This is a genomic window from Sphingopyxis flava, from assembly GCF_900168005.1.
GTDB lineage: Bacteria > Pseudomonadota > Alphaproteobacteria > Sphingomonadales > Sphingomonadaceae > Sphingopyxis > Sphingopyxis flava.
In genome coordinates, this window is the sequence record NZ_FUYP01000012.1 from 22,509 (window position 1) to 42,081 (window position 19,573).

The 19,573-nt window shown below is 65.0% G+C and carries 12 protein-coding genes; 7 read left to right on the top strand and 5 right to left on the bottom strand.

Annotated features, from left to right (window positions below; genetic code table 11):
* Positions 1-86: 86 nt before the first annotated feature.
* The 6 genes from B5X69_RS11170 to B5X69_RS11195 all read left to right on the top strand — a co-directional run bounded on the left by B5X69_RS11170 (position 87) and on the right by B5X69_RS11195 (position 11,615).
* Positions 87-2,717, top strand: coding sequence for an Rne/Rng family ribonuclease (locus B5X69_RS11170; RefSeq protein WP_176141578.1), 2,631 nt, complete (start codon positions 87-89; stop codon positions 2,715-2,717).
* Positions 2,718-2,905: 188 nt separating this feature from the next.
* Positions 2,906-4,309, top strand: a complete 1,404-nt coding sequence (locus tag B5X69_RS11175) for a M48 family metalloprotease (protein WP_079638868.1) — start codon at positions 2,906-2,908, stop codon at positions 4,307-4,309.
* Positions 4,310-4,363: 54 nt separating this feature from the next.
* The gene (locus B5X69_RS11180; RefSeq protein ID WP_079638790.1) at positions 4,364-5,959 is read left to right on the top strand and encodes a thioredoxin domain-containing protein; all 1,596 of its coding nucleotides are present in this window, start codon (positions 4,364-4,366) and stop codon (positions 5,957-5,959) included.
* Positions 5,960-5,970: 11 nt separating this feature from the next.
* Positions 5,971-7,785 (top strand): tetratricopeptide repeat-containing sulfotransferase family protein, encoded by a 1,815-nt coding sequence (locus B5X69_RS11185; RefSeq protein WP_079638869.1) that lies wholly within the window; start codon positions 5,971-5,973, stop codon positions 7,783-7,785.
* Positions 7,786-7,930: 145 nt separating this feature from the next.
* Positions 7,931-10,312 (top strand): TonB-dependent receptor, encoded by a 2,382-nt coding sequence (locus tag B5X69_RS11190; RefSeq protein ID WP_079638791.1) that lies wholly within the window; start codon positions 7,931-7,933, stop codon positions 10,310-10,312.
* Positions 10,313-10,370: 58 nt separating this feature from the next.
* A complete protein-coding gene (locus B5X69_RS11195; RefSeq protein WP_079638792.1) occupies positions 10,371-11,615 on the top strand; it encodes an amino acid permease in 1,245 nt (414 codons plus the stop codon).
* Here the strand turns inward: B5X69_RS11195 and B5X69_RS11200 are convergent.
* From B5X69_RS11200 to B5X69_RS11210, 3 genes are read right to left on the bottom strand one after another with little or no spacing between them, the layout of a single operon-like run.
* Positions 11,592-13,196 carry a phytoene desaturase family protein gene (locus B5X69_RS11200; protein ID WP_079638793.1) on the bottom strand — a complete coding sequence of 535 codons (1,605 nt, stop codon included), beginning with the start codon at positions 13,194-13,196 and terminating at the stop codon, positions 11,592-11,594. The genes B5X69_RS11195 and B5X69_RS11200 overlap by 24 nt on opposite strands.
* Positions 13,193-14,422 carry an FAD-dependent oxidoreductase gene (locus tag B5X69_RS11205; RefSeq protein ID WP_079638794.1) on the bottom strand — a complete coding sequence of 410 codons (1,230 nt, stop codon included), beginning with the start codon at positions 14,420-14,422 and terminating at the stop codon, positions 13,193-13,195. The genes B5X69_RS11200 and B5X69_RS11205 overlap by 4 nt, the downstream gene beginning before the upstream one ends.
* A complete protein-coding gene (locus tag B5X69_RS11210) occupies positions 14,410-15,573 on the bottom strand; it encodes an aromatic ring-hydroxylating oxygenase subunit alpha (RefSeq protein ID WP_079638870.1) in 1,164 nt (387 codons plus the stop codon). The genes B5X69_RS11205 and B5X69_RS11210 overlap by 13 nt, the downstream gene beginning before the upstream one ends.
* A gap of 33 nt (positions 15,574-15,606) precedes the next feature.
* On the opposite strand from B5X69_RS11210, the gene B5X69_RS11215 reads away from it, so the two are divergent.
* Positions 15,607-16,242: a TetR/AcrR family transcriptional regulator gene (locus B5X69_RS11215; RefSeq protein WP_079638795.1), complete on the top strand. Its 636-nt coding sequence runs from the start codon at positions 15,607-15,609 to the stop codon at positions 16,240-16,242.
* Here the strand turns inward: B5X69_RS11215 and B5X69_RS11220 are convergent.
* Both B5X69_RS11220 and B5X69_RS11225 read right to left on the bottom strand, forming a co-directional pair.
* On the bottom strand, positions 16,192-17,247 hold the full coding sequence (locus tag B5X69_RS11220) for an acyl carrier protein (protein ID WP_079638796.1): 1,056 nt from the start codon (positions 17,245-17,247) through the stop codon (positions 16,192-16,194). The two genes, B5X69_RS11215 and B5X69_RS11220, sit on opposite strands and share 51 nt — an antisense overlap.
* 80 nt (positions 17,248-17,327) lie before the next feature.
* Entirely contained in the window at positions 17,328-19,538 is a 2,211-nt protein-coding gene (locus tag B5X69_RS11225; protein WP_245798703.1) for a dehydrogenase E1 component subunit alpha/beta, read from the bottom strand.
* Between the last annotated feature and the right edge of the window lie 35 nt (positions 19,539-19,573).

A 19,573-nucleotide genomic window follows, 5' to 3' on the forward strand; every position in this document is an offset into this window, starting at 1 on the left:
TTTCACCTTTATCCGCCGCAACCGCCCCCGGGGGCAGTTCGCGGGATTTTCTGTTGGCGCGCCGCGGCGCGCTTGGAGTGCATATAATGACCACGCGCATGTTGATCGACGCGCGGCACCGGGAAGAAACCCGGGTCGCCGTCACCAAGGGAAACCGCATCGAGGAGTTTGATTTCGAGTCCGCCGAGCACAAGCAGCTCAAGGGCAACATCTATTTGGCCAAGGTCACCCGCGTCGAGCCGTCTTTGCAGGCGGCGTTCGTCGAATATGGCGGGAACCGTCACGGCTTCCTGGCCTTCAGCGAAATCCACCCAGACTATTACCAGATCCCCAAGGAAGACCGCGAAGCGCTGCTGCGCGAAGAAGCCGAGCACGCAGCCGAGGCAGCGATGCGCGCCGAGGAGGATCTCGACGAACTGGAAGGGGATGTCGCTGACGTCGAGGAGCATGACGACGACAACGGCGACGCCCGCACCCCCGAAACCATCGGCGAAGAGACCGAGGACGCCGAGGACGCCGATGAGGGCGGTGAAGCCGAAGCTGGCGACGGCGAACAGGCCTCCGAGGAAGGCAAAGGCGGACGCGGCGACCGCCGCCGCCGCGGGCGCGATGCCCGCAAGGGCGGCCGGGGCCGCGGGCGCAGCCGCCGGAGCGACGAGGACGACGGCGAAAACCGCATGTCGCTGCGCCGCCGCTACAAGATTCAGGACGTCATTCGCCGCCGCCAGGTGATGCTGGTTCAGGTTGTCAAGGAAGAGCGCGGCAACAAGGGCGCCGCGCTGACCACCTATCTCTCGCTCGCCGGCCGCTATTGCGTGCTGATGCCGAACACGATGCACGGCGGCGGGATCAGTCGCAAGATTTCGAACGGCGCCGATCGCCGAAAGCTGAAGGCGATGATCGACGAGCTCAACCTGCCACCGACGATGGGGTGCATCGTGCGTACCGCCGGGATGAGCCGCACCAAGACCGAGATCAAGCGCGACTTCGACTATCTCGCGCGCTTGTGGGACGAAATCCGCGAAAAGACGCTGCAGTCGAGTGCGCCTGCGCTGATCCACTCCGATAGCGACCTCGTAAAGCGCGCGATACGCGATATCTATCATAAGGATATCGAGGAAGTGCTCGTCGAGGGCGACGAGGGCTACAAGGCAGCGAAGCAGTTCATGAAGTTGCTGATGCCAAGCCATGCGCGGCGCGTTAAGCAATATGCCGATCCGGTTTCGCTCTATCAGCGTTATGGCGTCGAGGATCAGCTCGCCGGAATGCTCAATCCCGTCGTGCAGCTGAAATCGGGCGGCTATCTCGTGATCAATCCGACCGAGGCCCTGGTGTCGATCGACATCAACTCGGGCCGGTCGACGCGCGAGCATAATATCGAACAGACCGCGCTCAACACCAATCTCGAAGCCGCGCACGAAATCGCGCGGCAGCTGCGTCTGCGCGACATGGCCGGTTTGATCGTGATCGACTTCATCGACATGGATCATGGTTCGAACGTCCGCAAGGTCGAGCGCGCCATGAAGGAAGCGCTGAAGAACGACCGCGCGCGCATCCAGATCGGCCGCATCTCCGGCTTTGGTCTGATGGAGATGAGCCGCCAGCGCCTGCGCACCGGCGTGCTCGAAGCTTCGACACGGCCCTGCCCGCATTGCGAGGGCACGGGTCTCGTTCGCACCGCATCGTCGGCGGGCCTCAGCGCGCTGCGTCTGATCGAAGAGGAAGCCGCGCGCGGCAAGGGCAGCAAGATTACGCTGCGCGCCAGCCAGGAAGCAACCTTCTACCTCCTCAACGAAAAGCGCCGCGAATTGCGCGAAATCGAGGAACTTTACGGCGTCAGCGTCGAAATCCTGCCCGACGGCGAAACCGAGGGTGCACGCATGGCGGTTGAGGTCGGCGGCCCCCCGCCGGTCGCGCGCCGCAGCTTCGCTCCGATCGAAGTGATCGAGGACGATGAAAGCGAGGATGTCGTCGACGAGGAGGAAGGCGAGGACGCCGGAGACGACGAACAACCCGTCCACCCGGAGCGTGATGAGAGCGAGGGAGAAGGCGAAGGCCGCAAGCGCCGCCGCCGCCGCCGCCGCGGCCGCCGCGGCCGCCGCGATGAAGAGGGCAGCGAATCGGCCGAAGGCGACCCTGCCGAGCGCGAGGGCGAACCAGAGCAGATGGACGTCACCCCCGTAGAGGAAGCCGCCCCTGCCGAAGTCGAAGCCCTGGCCGAAGTCGCAGCCCAACCCGAGGAGGACGATGCGAAGGCGAAGCCCCGCCGCGGGGGCCGCGGGCGCAAGGCAAAGACCGAGAAGGCCGAGGCTGAAAGCGTGACCGCGGCCGCCGAAGCGCCAGCCGCGGCCGAGAGCGTCGAGGCAGCGGCGGAGGAGGCACCAGTCGCCGCGGAGGAGAAGCCCAAGCGCAAACGCGCTCCGCGCAAGGCCAAAGCGGCCGAAGCAGAGCCCGCAGCTGAGGAAACCGAAGCGCCGCGGGCCGAGGCCGCGCTCGCACAAGCCCCCGCTGCCGAAGCCGTGGAGGCTGAACCGGCGGCCAAGCCTGTGCGCAAGCGCGCCAGCAGGAGCAAGAAGGCCGCGGCTGCCGAGGCAGCGGCAGAGACGGAATCGCTTGAAGCCGCCACGATGGTCGCGGCCGACGAGTCGGCGGCTACCGATGAGGCGACCGGAGGCGAGCCGCGCCGCGGGTGGTGGCAGCGCACCTTCGGAAACTGATCGCAGCTTCTTCGACAGGATAGCGGATAAAGCCGTGCGCTCCAGCGAAAGCGGGAACGCACGGCTTATCTTTTCGGGCGACCGACCGCAAAAAGGCCATATCGCGCCTTGCCTTGGCGCGCGCGGCCCCCAATAATCATCCCATGGCTTCATTCGAGGTTCAGGCGCCCGGCGCAAGACCGGCGGCAATGACCGCCTCCCTTCAGCAGGCCGCGCTCGGTGGGCAGAGCTTGCGAGCCTTCTCCCGTTTCCTGATCACCTTGCTCGCGCTGATTGCGGTCGCAACGCGCCCCGCGGCGGCCCAGTCGATCCTGCGCGACGCCGAGACCGAAGCGCTGCTTCAGGACATGATGGACCCGATCACCGTCGCAGCGGGATTGCGCCCTGGGCAGGTGCGCGTTCATCTGCTCAGCGATCGCAGCATCAACGCCTTCGTCGCGGGAAGCCAGGACATCTACGTCCACAGCGGGCTGATCGAGGCGGCAGACAGCGCCAATGAAGTGCAGGGCGTGCTCGCGCACGAACTTGGCCATATCATGGGGGGTCATGCGATTCGCGTCGGCGAGGGCGCCAAGGTCGCAACCGGCATCTCGCTGCTCAGCCTGCTCTTGGGCGCTGCGGCGATGGCCGCCGGCGGAGCCGACGCCGGCATGGGTATCATGATGGCAGGTCAGCAGGCCGCACTCGGCAAGTTCCTCGCCTTCAGCCGCGTTCAGGAAGCGACCGCCGACGCCGCAGGGGCCCAGTATCTGTCGAAGGCTGGAATCAGCGGGAAGGGCAGCCTCGATTTCTTCAAGAGGCTGCAGAACATCGAGTTCCGCTATGCGATCAAGCAGGATGACGATCAGGCCTATGGGCGAACCCATCCGCTGTCGGGCGACCGCATTCAGGCCCTGCGCGAGGTCTATGTCGTCGACCCTGCATGGAACAAGCCGAGCGATCCGGGCATCGAAGAGAGGTTCAAGCGCGTAAAGGCAAAACTGGTCGGCTATATCGCCGAGCCCGCCAGGACACTGCGCCTCTATCCCGAAAGCGACAAGAGCATTCCTGCACATTATGCCCGGGCCTATGCGTGGCATAAGGGCGCCTATCCCGATAAGGCGCTCGCGGAGACAGAGGCGCTGCTCAAGGCGGACCCCGAGGACCCATATTTCCTCGAGCTCAAAGGCCAGGTGCTTCTCGAATCGGGGCACCCGAAGGAAGCGATCGCGCCGCTGCGCAAGGCGGTTGCCAACTCGCGGGCGGCGCCGCTCATTGCCGGAACGCTCGGCCATGCCCTCATCGCGACCGAAGACACAGCCAACTATGCCGAAGCCGAAGAGGTGCTGAAAACCGCAGTGGCGCTCGACAATGAAAATCCCTTTGCCTGGTATCAACTCGGAATCGTCTATGCCGCGCGCGGCGATCAGGCGCGGGCAGCGCTCGCCTCGGCCGAACGCTATAGCCTCGAGGGTGGACAGCCGGCGCTCGCCCTGCGTAATGCCGAGATGGCGATGCAAGGCCTTCCGCAAGGCTCATCCGACTGGATACGCGCGCAGGATATTTCGCTCGTTGCGCGCGCCGAGGTAGAACGGACGCGCAAACGGCGCTAGAATTACGCGATTTTGGGGACGGCATCGCAACCGGACGATGCGCAAGGGCGACAAGTGACAGAGAAGAAAGAAGAATATTACCAGCCTTGGCTGCGCGACCCGGCGCCGCCGCAAGCAGCCCCGCCTGTGTCCAGGATCGACGAGGGTCTCGCGAAGCCGAAGGATACGCCGCCCATCGGGGTCGATCTGAAGCGTTACGAGCAGCGCGCGGAGACGCCGCGTGAGCCATTGCTCAAATCCGAGCAGATTCGCGCAGGTGCCGCAGGCCTCTGGCGCGCAATGCGAAGCGGCGCGAGCGCTTTTGCCGACTGGACCATCAAGGCAGGTGAACGCGCCGACATTCCAGCGCGCCTCGAAGCGATGGAGCTTCCGCGCAGGTCGCGCGCAGTCGCCGCCGCTACGGCAAGCCTCATGGCGACCGGTGCGCGGGCGGTAGGACGCGGCTCGGTACAGGCGGCCCGCGCCGTCGCCGCGACGAGCGGCAGGGCGTGGGAGAAGATGGCGCTCGGCGACAAGGCCCGAAAGCTCTCGAGCGAGGCCGGACGCGGGCTGGGCGAGGTCGCAGGAAAGACCAAGGCCGGATTGGCGGAGGTCGCGAAGGCAGGCAAGGAGGGGCTCGGGGAGGCCGCGACCAAGCTACGCCCCGCGCGTGAGGATCCTGACCCGCCCCCTTCGGGGCTGGAACAATTGCTTGCGCGCGAGGAGGCCGAAGCGCGCAAGGCGAAGCCCGCAGCGCCAGACCTGCCGCTCTTCGCCGGCGCGCCGCCGACGGTCACAGAGGCCCTTGCAGCGCACCGCGCCGGAGCGGAGGACGACGACCGCACGAGCGATGCCGGACCTGCCGCACGCCCAGCGAAGCACCCGCAACGCGCCAAGGCAATGGCCGCGCCACTCCCGGCGCGGGTGCAGAGGATAGCCATGAATGATTTCCGCACCCGCAGCTGGCCGCTGGCGCTCGGCGTCCTTCTGCTGGTCGGCACCGCCTTTTGGCTCGGCGGTCGCTTTGGTGGCGGGATGAGCAAGAGCGAGGTCGAGACCATCGTCGCCGACTATATCCGCGCCAATCCGCAGATCATTCCTGAAGCGCTCGAAGCGCAGCGGGGACGCGAGATCGCCAAGGCGATCGATGCAATTCGCCCCGCGCTGGAAAAACCTTATGCCGGCGCATGGGCGGGGAATGCCGATGGCGACGTCACGCTGGTCGTCTTCACCGATTATGCCTGCGGTTTCTGCCGGGCGAGCGTCCCCGACATCGACCGGCTACTGCGCGAGGACAAAAGGCTGAAGGTCGTGTTCCGCGAGTTGCCGATCATTTCGCCGCAGAGCCGGGACGCGGCGCTGATGGCGCTGGCGGCGGCGCGACAGGGCAAATATGACGCCTTCCACCACGCGATGTTTGCGGCGACGTCGCTCGATGGGACGGCGATCGCGGCCGCGGCCGAAAAGTCGGGCGTGGTAACCGACGGGAGCGCGGACGCGACCGCGAACGAGGCGCTGTTCCAACGCGAACTCGACAGCAATCTCGCGATCGCGAGCCAGCTTCAGCTCAACGCCACGCCGACCTGGGTGGTTGGGGACCAGATCTTTCAGGGGCAGGTTGGCTATGACGCGCTGCGCCAGGCGATCGCCAAGGCGCGGTCTGAAACGTGACGACTGCGGGTTTGGCGACCGTTTCCGTCGACGAAGCGCTCGCCAACGCTCGCCGGCTGCTGCGCAGCGAGCCCGCGGCAGCACTCGCGCAAGTCCGCGCCATCATCGCGGCGCTGCCGGTGTCGGCAGAAGCCCACCGGATCGCGGCGCACGCCCTGCGCGCGCTCGGCCGCGAGGAGGAAGCTCAGCAAGCATCGCTCTCAGCGGTGAGCGCCGCGATCCACGATCCCGCGCTGATCGAGGCGGCGCTCGCGCTCGCCGAGAATCGCCTGCCTGATGCCGAAGGAGCCTTACGCGCGCGACTGAAGGCCGATGCGACCGATGTCGCGGCCATCCGTATGCTTGCCGAGGTTGCAGGGCGGATCGGGCGCTATGCCGACGCCGAAAGGCTGCTGTGCCGCGCGCTTGAGCTTGCCCCGGGGTTCGGCGCGGCGCGCGCCAATCTCGCAACCGTCTATTACAAGCAGAACCGCTATGCCGAAGCCGTCGAGATGCTGGATGCGGTCCTGGGCGAAGACCCGGACAATCCCGCGCACGCAAATCTTAAGGCCGCAGCGCTCGGCCGCATCGGCGGCTATGACGAGGCGATCGCCCTCTATGAGGAGCTGACGCGCCGCTTTCCCGGCCATGCCAAGCTGTGGATGAGCTATGGCCATATGCTGAAGACCGTCGGATGGCAGGAGGACAGTATCGCCGCCTATCGCCACGCACTCGGCGCCGATCCCGGTCTCGGAGAATTGTGGTGGAGCCTTGCCAATCTGAAGACGATCCGCTTCGACGAGGGCGACCGTGTCGCGATGGAGACGGCACTGGCGGCCGCGGATCCGGCCGACAGCGGCCGCGACGACGATCGGCTGCATCTTCATTTCGCGCTCGGCAAGGCGCATGACGATGCCGGCGAGCCGGAAGCGGCCTTTCGCCATTATGCGGCAGGTAATGCGATCCGCGCAGACCAGCTCGGTTATGCGGCGAAGGAAACAAGCGCTATCGTCGATGCCGCCATCGCGGTCTTCACACCTGCCTTTTTCGCCGACCGCGCGGGCAGCGGCGACCCCGCGCCGGACCCGATATTCATCCTCGGCATGCCGCGCGCCGGATCGACGCTCGTCGAACAGATCCTCGCCAGCCATTCGGCGATCGAGGGCACGATGGAACTCCCCGATATCCCCGCACTCGCGCTTGGCATCGGACGCGAGGCGCTCGGTGACGGGCGCCGCTGGGTCGAGGCCATTGCCGCCGCTTCGCCCGAGAAACTCGCCGAGATGGGCGCCGCCTTCCTTCGCCGGACGCAGGTGCAGCGCAAAACGGGCAAGCCCTTCTATATCGACAAGCTGCCGAACAACTGGCTCTATGTTCCGCTGATCCGCCTGATACTTCCCCACGCGAAGATCATCGACGCGCGCCGGCATCCGCTCGACTGCTGCTGGTCCAATTTCCGCCAGCATTATGCGAAGGGGCAGGCGTTCAGCTACGATCTCGCCGACATGGGCGCCTATTATCACGATTATGTGCGGCTGATGGCGCATATCGATGCGGTACAGCCCGGGAAGGTGCACCGCGTGTTTCACGAGGCGCTCCTCGACGACCCGGAAGGCGAAGTTCGCGCCATGCTCGCCTTCCTCGGCCAGCCGTACGAGGCGGCGTGCATGGCCTTTCACACCAATGCGCGCGCCGTCCGGACGGCGTCGAGCGAACAGGTGCGCCGGCCAATCAACCGGGACGGCGTGGGCCAGTGGCAACCCTACAAAGCCTGGCTCGATCCACTTCGCGAGGCCCTGGGCCCGGTCTTGGAGGCTTATCCAGAGATACCCAACCTTTTCAACTGAGGTGGAGGCGCGCGAATTCGTTGCGTTTGGGCAACAGCGGCCGATATTTTCGACCAACCGCCCCGCCGCCTAGACAACAAAGCTTGCGCTTGCGCTGCACTGCGTCATGCTCGCATCACACAGCTGTCATTTGAGGGGGGTTCTCATGCGGGATTTGAGGGCAGCGGTAGCAACGAGCAGCGCACTTCTGCTGGGCAGTACGATGCTCTGCACATCGGGCGCGGCATTCGCACAGCAATCGGGGACAAAAAGCAGTGACGACATCGTCGTCACTGCGTCAAAGCGCGAACAGAATTTGCAGGACGTTCCGCTTGCGATCACCGCAATCGGCACCGAGAGACTTAACGAGCTGCAGGTCAAAGAATTCCAGGACGTCGTTAAATTTCTGCCGTCGGTCACGATTCAGTCGCTCGGGCCGGGCTTCAGCCAGGTCTATTTCCGCGGCGTTGCGAGCGGGGAGAATGCCAACCATTCGGCGTCACTGCCCACAGTCGGCACCTATCTCGACGAAATGCCGATCACGACGATCCAGGGCGCGCTCGACATCCACGCATACGATCTTGCCCGCGTCGAGGCGCTCGCGGGACCGCAGGGCACGCTTTATGGCGCAAGCTCGATGGCGGGCACGATCAAGCTTGTCACCAATCCGCCCGACACCAGCGGCACCTATGGCTCGGTGGGCCTCGAGCTCAACAGTGTCGCGCATGGCGACATTGGCGGCGTCGCCGAAGGCTTCATCAATGCAAAACTGAGCGACCGTGCCGCGCTGCGTCTCGTCGGCTGGTATCGCCACGACGGCGGTTTTATAGACAATATCGCCGGCAGCCGTACCTATCCAACGAGCGGCATCACGCAGGATAACGCTGCGCTCGTCGAAAACGATTATAATGATGTCGACACCTATGGCGCGCGCCTTGCCCTCGGCATCGAACTCGACGACGATTGGACACTGCGCCCGACGGTGATGGGCCAGGTGCAGAAAGCGAATGGAAATTTTGCGCAGGAACGCTCGTCCGCGGTGGCCCGCGACCTGCAGATCGTGCAGTATAATCCGGAGATGTCGAAGGACAAATGGCTCCAGGCCGCGCTGACGATCGAGGGCAAGGTCGGCAATTGGGATCTGACGGTTACCGGCGGCCATCTGCGGCGCAAGACCGTGGTCGACAGCGACTATTCGGATTACGCCTATTTCTACGACGCACTCTATGGCTACGGCGTCTATTTCTATGATAATAACGGCGATCTCGTCAGCCCGAACCAGTATATTCACGGGATCGACCACTACAAGAAGAGCTTCTTCGAGGCCCGCATCGCCTCTCCCTCCGACGCGCGGCTGCGCTTCATCGGCGGCGTCTTCTGGCAGCGTCAGTCGCATAATATCGAGCAGAACTATATTATCGACGACATCGCCGACGCGATCACTGTTCCCGGCACGCCCAGCGACATCTGGTTGACCAAGCAGCTGCGCATCGATCGCGACTATGCGGTGTTCGGCGAGCTCAGCTTCGACATCACCGACCGGCTGACGCTGACCGGCGGCGGCCGGGTCTACAAGTTCGACAACAGTCTCGTCGGCTTCTTCGGCTATTCGGACGGTTTCGGCAGCACCGGGGTCGCGGGCTGTTTCGCCGGGCCTGTCGTCGCGGGATCGCCCTGCACCAACCTCGACAAGCGGACGAAGGACACGGACTTCATCCACAAGCTCAACCTGACCTACAAGATCACCGACGACGTCCTCGTCTATGGGACCTGGTCGCGCGGTTTCCGGCCCGGCGGCATCAATCGGCGCGGTACGCTGCCACCCTATGGCCCGGATACGCTCGACAATTACGAATTCGGGTGGAAATCGAGCTTCGGGCCGCTGCGCTTTAACGGCGCCGTCTATCAGGAAGACTGGGATGATATTCAATTGTCCTTCCTCGGCGCCAACGGCCTGACGGAAATCCGCAGCGCCGGCATTGCGCGGATCCGCGGCTTCGAATTTGACGTCGGCTATCGGGAGGGCGGGCTGTCGCTCAACCTCGGGGGCAGCTATAATGACGCGACGATCCGGCGCGATTTTTGCGCGATCGCCAACGACCAGTTCGACTGCTCGATCGACCCGCCAGGCCAGACCAACGCGCCACTCGCGCCCGCGGGCACGCGGCTTCCCGTCACCGCCAAATTCAAGGGCAATGCGGTCGCGCGCTACGACTTCCCGGTCGCGGGTCTTGACGGACATGTCCAGTTCGCGGTCAACCATGTCGGCAAGCGCCGGTCGGATCTGCGTATCTTCGAGAATGGAATCGTCGGCAATTTCAAGGCCTATACGACCGCCGACGTCAGCATCGGTGTCAAATCCGACGACTGGAGCGCCGAACTGTTCGCGACCAATCTGTTCGACAGCCGCGGCGTCGTGAACAGCGCGGTCCAGTGCGGCGAGTCGATCTGCGGCGATCCGGAGGGCACCAGTTCCACCGGGGGCGTCTTCTATGACAATGTCATCCGCCCTCGGCTGATCGGGTTGAAGGTCAACAAGGATTTCTGATCGGCCGCATGCGTCTCTGACCGGGAGCGCCGGGCCGGATCAACGGCTCGGCCTCCTGATGTGCGTCGCGCTGGTCATGGGGAATATGATCGGGTCGGGGGTGTTTCTGCTCCCGGCAAGCCTCGCCCCCTTCGGCTGGAATGCGGTCGCGGGCTGGACGCTTACCATCGCGGGGGCACTTGCGCTCGCGGCCGTGCTCGCGCAGCTCACCATTGCCTTTCCTGAGGCGGGAGGCCCAACCGGCTTTGTCGAGCGCGCATTCGGCCGCACCCCGAGCTTCATGATAGGCTGGGCCTATTGGATATCGGTATGGACGGCCAATGTGACGCTCGCAGTGGCCGCCGTCAGCTTTCTCAGCATCTTCGTGCCCGCATTCGGGCGGCACATGGCCGCGGCGACGATCGCGCTGATCTGGATCGTCACTGCGATCAACTGGCGCGGCGCCCGCGCGGCGGGGCGGTTCCAGATCACGACGCTTTTGATCAAGCTGGTGCCGCTCGCCGCGGTGATCGTGCTGATCCCCATCGCCTTCACCCGCGACGAACCCGTGGCGCTGACGCCTTTCCCCGCAGAAGGATTGTCGCTGACGACGGTCAGCGCCTCGGCCATCTTCACCTTGTGGGCGCTGCTCGGTTTCGAATCGGCGAGCGTGGCAGCGGACAAGGTCGATCGGCCATCGGTGACGATCCCGCGCGCGACGATGATCGGTACTGCCGCGACGGGCCTTCTTTATCTCACCGTCTGTTCGGCGATCATCCTGATGCTGCCAGCACAGGCGGTGGCGGGCTCGGGTTCGCCCTTCTCGCTATTCGTCGAAACCTATTGGTCCCGCGAACCCGCCCTGCTGATCGCCGCCTTCGCTGCGGTGAGTGCGCTAGGGACACTGAACGGGTGGACGCTGATCCAGGCCGAGCTCCCCGCAACGCTCGCGCGGCAAGGATTGCTTCCGCGATGGTTCGCGCAGGCGAACGGCCACGGCACGCCGGCCAATGCGCTCGTTCTTTCCAGTGCAATCGCAACCGCCTGCGTGATCCTCAATGACAACAAGTCCACCGCAGAAATGTTCAACTTCATGGCCGTGCTCTCGACCTCGGTGACGCTGTGGCTTTACCTCGCCTGTGCGGGCGCTGCGCTGCGTCTCGGGGTCGCAATGCCGGTCGCGGCGCTTGGGCTTATCTACGCGATCTGGACCCTCTGGGGCGCCGGTATCGGGGTCAGCGCGATGAGCTTGATCCTGATGGCGGCGGGCCTGCCGCTCTATTGGTGGACGCAGCGTAGCTCAGCGCCAGCGGGGCGCGAATAGGCCCCGGTCGCGCAGGATGACTTGCGCGGCATTGTGCCCAGGCGCCCCGGTCACGCCTCCGCCGGGATGGGTGCCCGCGCCGCACATGTAGAGGCCCTGGACCGGCCCGCGATAGCCGCCATTCCCCAGCACCGGCCGGGCCGCCCAGAGCTGGTCGAGGCTCATATTCCCGTGCATGATGTCGCCGCCGACCAGCCCGAATTTGCGTGCGAGCCCCTTTGGGCTGAGCCGAGCCTGGCCGACGATACTGGCGCGAAAGCCAGGCGCGCATTTTTCGACCGTGTCGAGGATAGCATCGGCGGCCGCCTCTTCTTCATCGTCCCAGTCGCGGCCGTCGGGCAGTTCGGGCGCGAATTGCTGGCAGAAGAGGCTCGCGACATGCTGCCCCGGGGGCGCAAGACTCTCGTCGACGGTCGAGGGGATCAGCATTTCGACGATCGGCGCCTTCGACCAGCCGAATTGCTTCGCATCGAGGAAGGCGCGGTCCATATAGTCGAGAGTAGGCGCAAGGATGATCCCCGACTGATGGTGCTCGCCCGGTTCGGGCAGGCATGTGAATTTGGGCAGTTCGGACAGGGCAACATTCATGCGGAACGTCCCGCTGCCCGCCTTGAAGCCCTTGATCCGGCGCTGGAAGTCATGCGGCAGGTCGGCTGCATTCATCAACCGTTCGTAAAGCAGCTTTGGCCCGACATTCGCGATGACCCGCGCCGCAGCGATTTCCTCGCCGCCCGCAAGCTTGACCCCGACCGCCTTGCTAGCGTCGACCAGTATCTTTGCGACCGGGCTTTCGAGGCTGATCTCAACGCCCATATCGCGGCAGACTTTTGCCATGATCTCGGTAATCCGTCCCATGCCGCCGACGCTATGGCCCCACGCCCCCTTCTTGCCGTTTACTTCCCCGAAGACGTGATGGAGGAGAACATAAGCGCTGCCTGGCGTGTCGGGGCTGGCATAATTGCCGACGACCGCATCGAAGCCGAAGGCGGCCTTGACCGCCTCGCTTTCAAACCAGCCGTCGAGCATCGTGCGCGCCGACTTGGTGAAGAAGTCGAGCACGTCGCGCTGTTGTTCGAGCTGGAGACTGGCGAACCGCCGCCCCTGCCGCGCACCGTCGAGCAGCGTGCGCAGCCCCTCACCCACGTTCGGCGGGACGCGCAGCGCAAGGTCGCGGAGCAATTCGGCGACATTTTCGAGCGCCTCATAATATTGGGGCAGCACCGCGGCATCGCGGGCGCTGAACTTCGAAAACTCGGCCTGCGTGCGCTCCAGCCCACCGCCGAGCTTCAGATAACCCCCATTTTCCTGCGGCAGGAAGTTGCTGATCGGACGCTCGATGACGCGATAGCCATGATCGGCAAGCTTCATGTCGGCGATCACCTTCGGCTGCAGCAGGCTGACGGTGTAGCTCGCGACAGAATTACGAAAGCCAGGTGCAAATTCCTCGGTCACCGCGGCCCCGCCAACGACCTCGCGCGCCTCAAGGATGCGGACCTTCAGCCCCGCGCGCGCGAGATAGAAGGCGCACACAAGACCGTTGTGGCCGGCACCGACAATGAGGGCGTCATAGGCTTTGGTCATGAATATTCTTTCGCAAGCGGGGATTCGACATGTTGGCGGCCGAAGCCGAGGCCGAGCACATGGCCGGGTATGCGGCGCAACAGCGGAACGGCGTCGAGCAGGCGTACAGCGAGGGGGACACGGGTGATATCGCCGCGCAGCATTGGCTCGATCACGCGCTGGTGGGCAAAGCGCTGAAGCGCCTGCATCCGCGCCGTCGGCTTCGAGCGCCGCGCTTGCACGCGCGCGAGCAGAGGGTCGGGATTTTCACCGGCAGCGAGCGGCGCTGCGAGGATATTCGCGGTCGCAACGGCATCCTGCACCGCGAGGTTGATGCCCACGCCGCCGATCGGCGACATGGCGTGTGCAGCGTCACCGATCGCGAGCAGGCCGGGACGCGACCAGCAGGTCAGCCGGTCGAGCGCGACGGAGAGCAGCTTGATGTCCTCGAAGCTGCGAACCGCATCGATACTTGCAGCAAGGCCCGGAACGAGCGCCGCCACATCGGCGCGAAAGGCGGCGATGCCGCGGGCCTCGATTGCGGCAAGCTGACCCTTTTCGATGACCCGCGCGCATTGCCAATAATCACCGCGCGGGATGGCGACGATCATGCCGCTGCGGCCGATTGTGCCGAGCGCAACGTCCGACATATCGGTCCCTGCGGGAACGGGAACGCGAAACCAGAGCACGTCCATGGGCGCTCCCAGATCCTCAAGCGGGAGCTCGGCCGCGGTACGAAGCACCGATCGGCGCCCGTCAGCGGCGATGACGAGGCGCGCGGGCACGCGTTCGCCATTCGCGAGCGCTACACCGTTGACGCGGCCGCTGCTATCATAAGTGAGCCCTGCCGCCTCGGTCGACATGCGCAGCTCGAAGGTCGGATATAGCTTCGCCTGCTCTGCAACGAAATCGAGAAAGTCCCACTGGGGCATCATCGCAACGAAGGGCGCCGCGACGGGCAGGTGCTTCAGTGTCGCGATCGTGTAACGCTGCCCGAGCAAATTGAGCGTCATCATGTCGAGCTTCGCGTGCGGTTCCTCGAGCAGCTTTTGGAGCAGGCCGATCTCGTTGAACAGCTCGAGCGTCGAGGGATGGACCGTGTCGCCGCGAAAATCGCGGAGGAAGTCGGCATGTTTTTCGAGCACCGCCACCTTTACCCCGGCGCGCGCGAGGAGGAGCCCTGAAACCATGCCCGCGGGCCCCCCGCCCACGATGATGACAGGTGCATCGGCACTCAACGGCTCCACCCTGGCGTCGGCGCCTTTTCGAGACGTGCTTCGGGGATGATCTCGCGCATGCGCGAGGCGAAATTCCTGAGGCAGACCTCCTTCTCGCTGAGCGGCCCCATGCTGAAGCTTCGCGATTGCATCCCCTGCTGGACGCGCGTGATCAGGGCGGTGTCCTCGGCATTCACCTGACGGTTGATGCGCCAGTTGAGATAGCGCGCGGCCTTCATCTCGCGGCGCTCGTCGGGAAGGACATAGCTGATCTCGCGGATCAGGCAGCTTGTGGGACCGGTCGGCAGCCACTGCATGAAATCGACCTGGTCGGGATAGATGTCGAAGGCGACATTGGGCCACAGCTTGAAATAGAGCCAGTGGCGCTGACGATCCTCGGGAAGGTGGGGGACCGGGGGCAGCAATTTCTGGTAGAGGCGTTCCGACCAGTTGGGCGAGGGGCGGTCGATCAGGTCTCCCCACATGCGGTCAACGCGCTCCTCCGCCTCGACGCCGTAGCTTTTGCCGAACAGCCGGGTGAGGCCAGGGTGCGCGACGGGGATGTGAAGGCCGTCCGAATAATTGTCGCCGACATTCTTCCAATTGACGTCGCGCGGCCGGAGGGTGACACGGCCGAGCGCACCGAGTTCGTCGAAACGATAGGCCGCGATCATCGCTTCATAGGGCGCCATCATCGACGCAACCGATGGGCCGCCGTCGTCGGCAAGACGCACGAACCAGAAACCGTGCCATCGCTCTGCCTCGGCGCGCGCCAGCCCGGCCCGGCCACGGTCAAGCGTCGGATAGCTCGCTGAATCGGGAACACCGGTGAGCCGGCCGTCGAGTTCATAGGTCCAGGCGTGATAGGGGCACACGAGCTTTTTCGCGCAGCCAGACGATCCATCGACGAGGCGCGAGCCGCGGTGGCGGCAGACATTCGTGAAGGCGCGCACGATGCGGTCGGCGCCGCGGACGAGAATGACACTTTCTCCGATATAATCGATGCTGTGCCAGTCGCCGGGATTCGGAATGTCGCTGTCGTGGCAGACGGCCTGCCAGCTGGGGCGGAAGATGCGCTCCACCTCGAGCGCATAAAATTCGGGATCGCTGTATGTCCAAGCGGGAAGCGACCAGCCATCCAGGGGGTCGATGTTGGGGACTGTTCCGCGCAGCGTTGCCATGATCCGATCCTTGTTATACATACGTATAACAATATGCGACCCGCCCGCCAAGCCTTTACGCGCGAGAGCGCCGATGCCCGCAGAAACGCCCTGATCGAAGCAACCGCGGCGTGCCTTGCTGAGCATGGGCTGGCTGGAACCCATGTCCGCGCCATCTGCGCGCGTGCGGGGGTGTCTCCGGGGTTGCTGCGCCATTATTTCGCCGGGATCGATGAGCTGATCGCCGCTACCTACCGGGCGACGAGCGATCGGATGGACGCGATTTTCGCGGCTGCGGTCGAGGCGGCAGGCAGTGACCCGCGCGCGCGCCTCAACGCCTATCTGACGACAAGTTTCCGCCCGCCTGTAACCGACCCCGAACTATTGGGCGCATGGACCGCTTTCTGGGCGCTGGCGCGGAGCGATGGGCGGATGGCCGCGATCCACGCCGAAAGCTACGCCGGCTACCGTGCCCGGCTCGCTGAGCTCCTGGCCGCGTGCGGTGCAGCTGAGTCCGGTCGACTGGCTATCATGCTGACGGCAATGGTCGACGGATTGTGGCTCGAACTGTCGCTCGACCCCGCAAGCTTCGGCGGCGAGGCAGCAGCACAGATGGTCGAGCAGGCGGTCGCCGCGCTTCTACGACCCGGCGCGGACGACCCGGGCGCGCTGCTCGGGACGGGCCATTGAGAAAAGAATCGGGTCGGAGGCCTGCCGCGCTGCAAAATCGGCCTTGCCCGTCAGTCCCTGCCAGCCGATCCCGATCAGCGCCTGCGCGATGGCGCCGCCTAGCGTATCGCCGGGGCCGGGAAGGATCAGTACGTCGGGCGCAAGCTCCTTGACCGCAACCTGCACCGAGCGCGCGAAGTCATAGGTGGCAAGGATCTGGTGGCCGAAGCTATAATCCCAGATTTCAGCCGGATTGCTCGAAAAGCGGCGCCAGATATGGCCGCGGCCGTCGACGATCGGCATCACCGGTCCGCCGAACAGCGACGGCGGGAGTTCGGCCTTTGCCTTGTCTGAACTGCCCACCATCAGCGGCGTGTGAAAGGGACCGTGACCGGCGAGACGCAGAGGATCGCGGCCCGGTGTTGGTGGCGCTTCGGCGGCGAGCGCGGCGAGCCCCTCCTCATTGCCCGCGAGCACGAGCATTCCGGCAAGGTCGATCGACAGGCCGAGAGCATGGCCCGGACGCGCATCGATGTCGGCGGCGCAAGCGAGCAAAGCTTCGCGCAGGCCCGGCACGGGACGCCAGTCCTCATCGACGATCTGAAGCAGCATCTGTCCGCCGGGGCCGTGCGACTGGCTGTTCACTCCCATGGCGTTGGCGATGCGAAAGCCGTCCTCGACCGACACCGCCCCCCCGATCGCGAGCGCGCTGTACCAGCCCATCGAATTGCCGAGAGTGCCAACGATCTCGAAGGCGTCGCGATCGACGCTGAGATAGTCGAGGATCGTCGCGGTGTAGATCAGCGGGGCGGCGACATCGCCCCGCATGTGCACGGCGCTGAAGCGCTCGGCGCCGTCGAGTTCGGTCAGCGGGGGCTGGCCCCGATCGCGTCGATGAGCGTCGAAACGGGCGATGAGGTCGTCAAAGCGCGTGCCGTGGAGACGGGATATGCTGCCAAGTTCACCCTTGCCGTATGTGCCGCGGCCCGGGGCGATGATGAGGGCGGATTTTCTTCTCTCAGCCATAATGTCCTACCTCTGCTCGTGCCGAGCCTCTCGAAGCAATTTCGCCCTTCACACCGCCCACAGATTGAGGGTGCAGAGGATCATCGCGCCAGCAATTCTTTCGCTGCGGCCACGATGCTGTCCCGGCTCGGCAGGGTCAGCGTTGCCGCCTTGCCGAGCGGAATGAAGCTGTCGTCGGCGGCGATGCGCTGGAATTTCTTGTCGGGCGCGCGCTCGGCAAACAAGGCCATCAGTCCCTCACTCTGCGATCCGGTGATGCGGCATTCGTCGACGATCAGGATGCGCTTTGCCTCCCCCACCGCGGCGAGGAGCTTGTCGCCGTCGACCGGGCCGAGCCAGCGCATATCGATGACACGCGCCTTCACGCCTTGCGCGGCGAGCAGCTTCTCCGCCTGGCGCGAGAGATAATAGCCGTTGCCATAGGTGACGATCGCCAGCTCGGTCCCGTCACCGTGCACGCCGACATCGCCGAGAGCGATCGGCATTCCCTCACCCGGCGCGTCGTAGATGCTGGTCCAAAGACCGTCCCCTTCCTCGTGGAGATCGCGGGTCATGTAGAGCGCGATCGGTTCGACGAAGACGACCACCCGCTGCTCCTCGCGCGCCAGCCGCACGCATTCGCGGAGCATTTGCACCGCATCGCGCCCGTTCGAGGGTACCGCAAGAATGATGCCGGGAATGTCGCGAAAGACCGCAAGGCTGTTGTCGTTGTGGAAATGACCCCCAAAGCCCTTTTGATAACCGAGCCCCGCGATGCGGATGACCATCGGATTGGTGTACTGGCCATTCGAGAAGAAGCTCAAGGTCGCGGCCTCGCCGCGAATCTGGTCCTCGGCGTTGTGGACATAGGCGAGGAACTGGATTTCGGGCATCGGGATAAAGCCGTTATGCGCCATGCCGATCGCGAGCCCCAATATTGCCTGCTCGTCGAGCAATGTGTTGACGACGCGCGCGGACCCGAAGCGTTGATGGAGTTTGGCGGTGACGTTGTAGACACCGCCCTTCGGCCCGACATCCTCCCCCGCGACGACAATCTCGGGATAGGCGAGCATCAGGTCGGCGAGCGCCCAGGAGAGGAGCCGGGCCATATGCATCGGCTTGTCCATCTGGCTCGCATCGCTGGCGAACATCGCGACGCGATCCTCCGCCGACGGGGTGTTCGTGCGCACCCTCTCCCGCTTCGGCGGAATCAGGCTGGCCATGACTCCGGCGGGTGTCGTGATCTTTGGCCGCCGAATCGCCTCTTCCGCCTGCCGCGCGAGCGTCGCGCCGATCTCGTCATAGGCGTCGGCGATCTCGGCGGGAGTCATCCAGCCCTGCTCGGCCATCAGCGCGGCTCCCTTCAACAAGGGATCACGCGCCTCGTCGGCCTCGATCAGTGCCTTGGGCAGGTAGGCGCCCTGCACGTCCGAGCCGGCGTGGCCGTAGAGCCGCACTGTCGCCATGTGAAGGAACACGGGCTTGCGATAGCGCCGCGAATAGTCGGCGGCTTCGCACGCGCCTGCATAGGCTGACACCAGATCGGTACCGTCACACTGGATATAATGGAGCCCCGCGCGGTGGCGGAATTGCGCCTCGATCCAACCCGTGGGCGTGCGCGTCGAAATACCGATCCCATTATCTTCGCAAAGGAAAATGAGGGGCATCGGCGATCCCTGGTACGCTGCCCAGCCTGCCGCGTTGAAGGCGCCCTGCGCGGTCGAATGGTTCGCCGAGGCGTCGCCGAAGCTCGCGAGCACCACCGCATCGTCAGGAAGGGGCAGGCCGGTCATGCCGAGCCGCCGTGCGATACCGATCGAAAAAGCGGCGCCGACCGCCTTGGGCAGGTGCGATGCGATCGTCGAAGTCTGGGGCGGGATGGCGAGCGGCTTCGACCCGATGACCTTGTGTCGCCCGCCCGAGATGGGGTCCTCGCTCGACGCGGCGAAGCTCAGCAGCATGTCCCACGTCGGCGTGCCGCCGGGAAGCTGGCGCGCACGGTGGAGCTGGAAAGCATTCGAGCGATAGTGAAGGAAGGCCATATCGGTAACGCGCAGCGCCGCCGCGACTGCGGCGTTGCCCTCGTGCCCGGACGACCCGATCGTATAATATCCCTCGCCGCGCGCCTGCAGATGGCGCGATAGCCGGTCCATCTGGCGGCTGGTCAACTGCGAGAGGAAAATGTCGATCGCCTCGGCGCGCGGCAGGCCTGCAGCGGCAGGATCGGGGCTCTCGTCGCAGCGCGGGAGCGCGCCGGCGGCGAGCGCCGCGAGGAATTTTTCATGTACCGCCTGTGCTGCGTCCACCGCCATCCTCCATCCGCCGGCCCAAAGGTTGCATTTGTAAC

What these genes read in the sequence shown, in the direction of transcription:
- B5X69_RS11170 (WP_176141578.1), top strand. Translation starts at nt 87, where the DNA reads ATGACCACGCGCATGTTGATCGACGCGCGGCACCGGGAAGAAACCCGG.
- B5X69_RS11175 (WP_079638868.1), top strand. Translation starts at nt 2,906, where the DNA reads ATGACCGCCTCCCTTCAGCAGGCCGCGCTCGGTGGGCAGAGCTTGCGA.
- B5X69_RS11190 (WP_079638791.1), top strand. Translation starts at nt 7,931, where the DNA reads ATGCGGGATTTGAGGGCAGCGGTAGCAACGAGCAGCGCACTTCTGCTG.
- B5X69_RS11195 (WP_079638792.1), top strand. Translation starts at nt 10,371, where the DNA reads ATGTGCGTCGCGCTGGTCATGGGGAATATGATCGGGTCGGGGGTGTTT.
- B5X69_RS11200 (WP_079638793.1), bottom strand. Translation starts at nt 13,196, where the DNA reads ATGACCAAAGCCTATGACGCCCTCATTGTCGGTGCCGGCCACAACGGT.
- B5X69_RS11210 (WP_079638870.1), bottom strand. Translation starts at nt 15,573, where the DNA reads ATGGCAACGCTGCGCGGAACAGTCCCCAACATCGACCCCCTGGATGGC.
- B5X69_RS11215 (WP_079638795.1), top strand. Translation starts at nt 15,607, where the DNA reads ATGCGACCCGCCCGCCAAGCCTTTACGCGCGAGAGCGCCGATGCCCGC.
- B5X69_RS11220 (WP_079638796.1), bottom strand. Translation starts at nt 17,247, where the DNA reads ATGGCTGAGAGAAGAAAATCCGCCCTCATCATCGCCCCGGGCCGCGGC.
- B5X69_RS11225 (WP_245798703.1), bottom strand. Translation starts at nt 19,538, where the DNA reads ATGGCGGTGGACGCAGCACAGGCGGTACATGAAAAATTCCTCGCGGCG.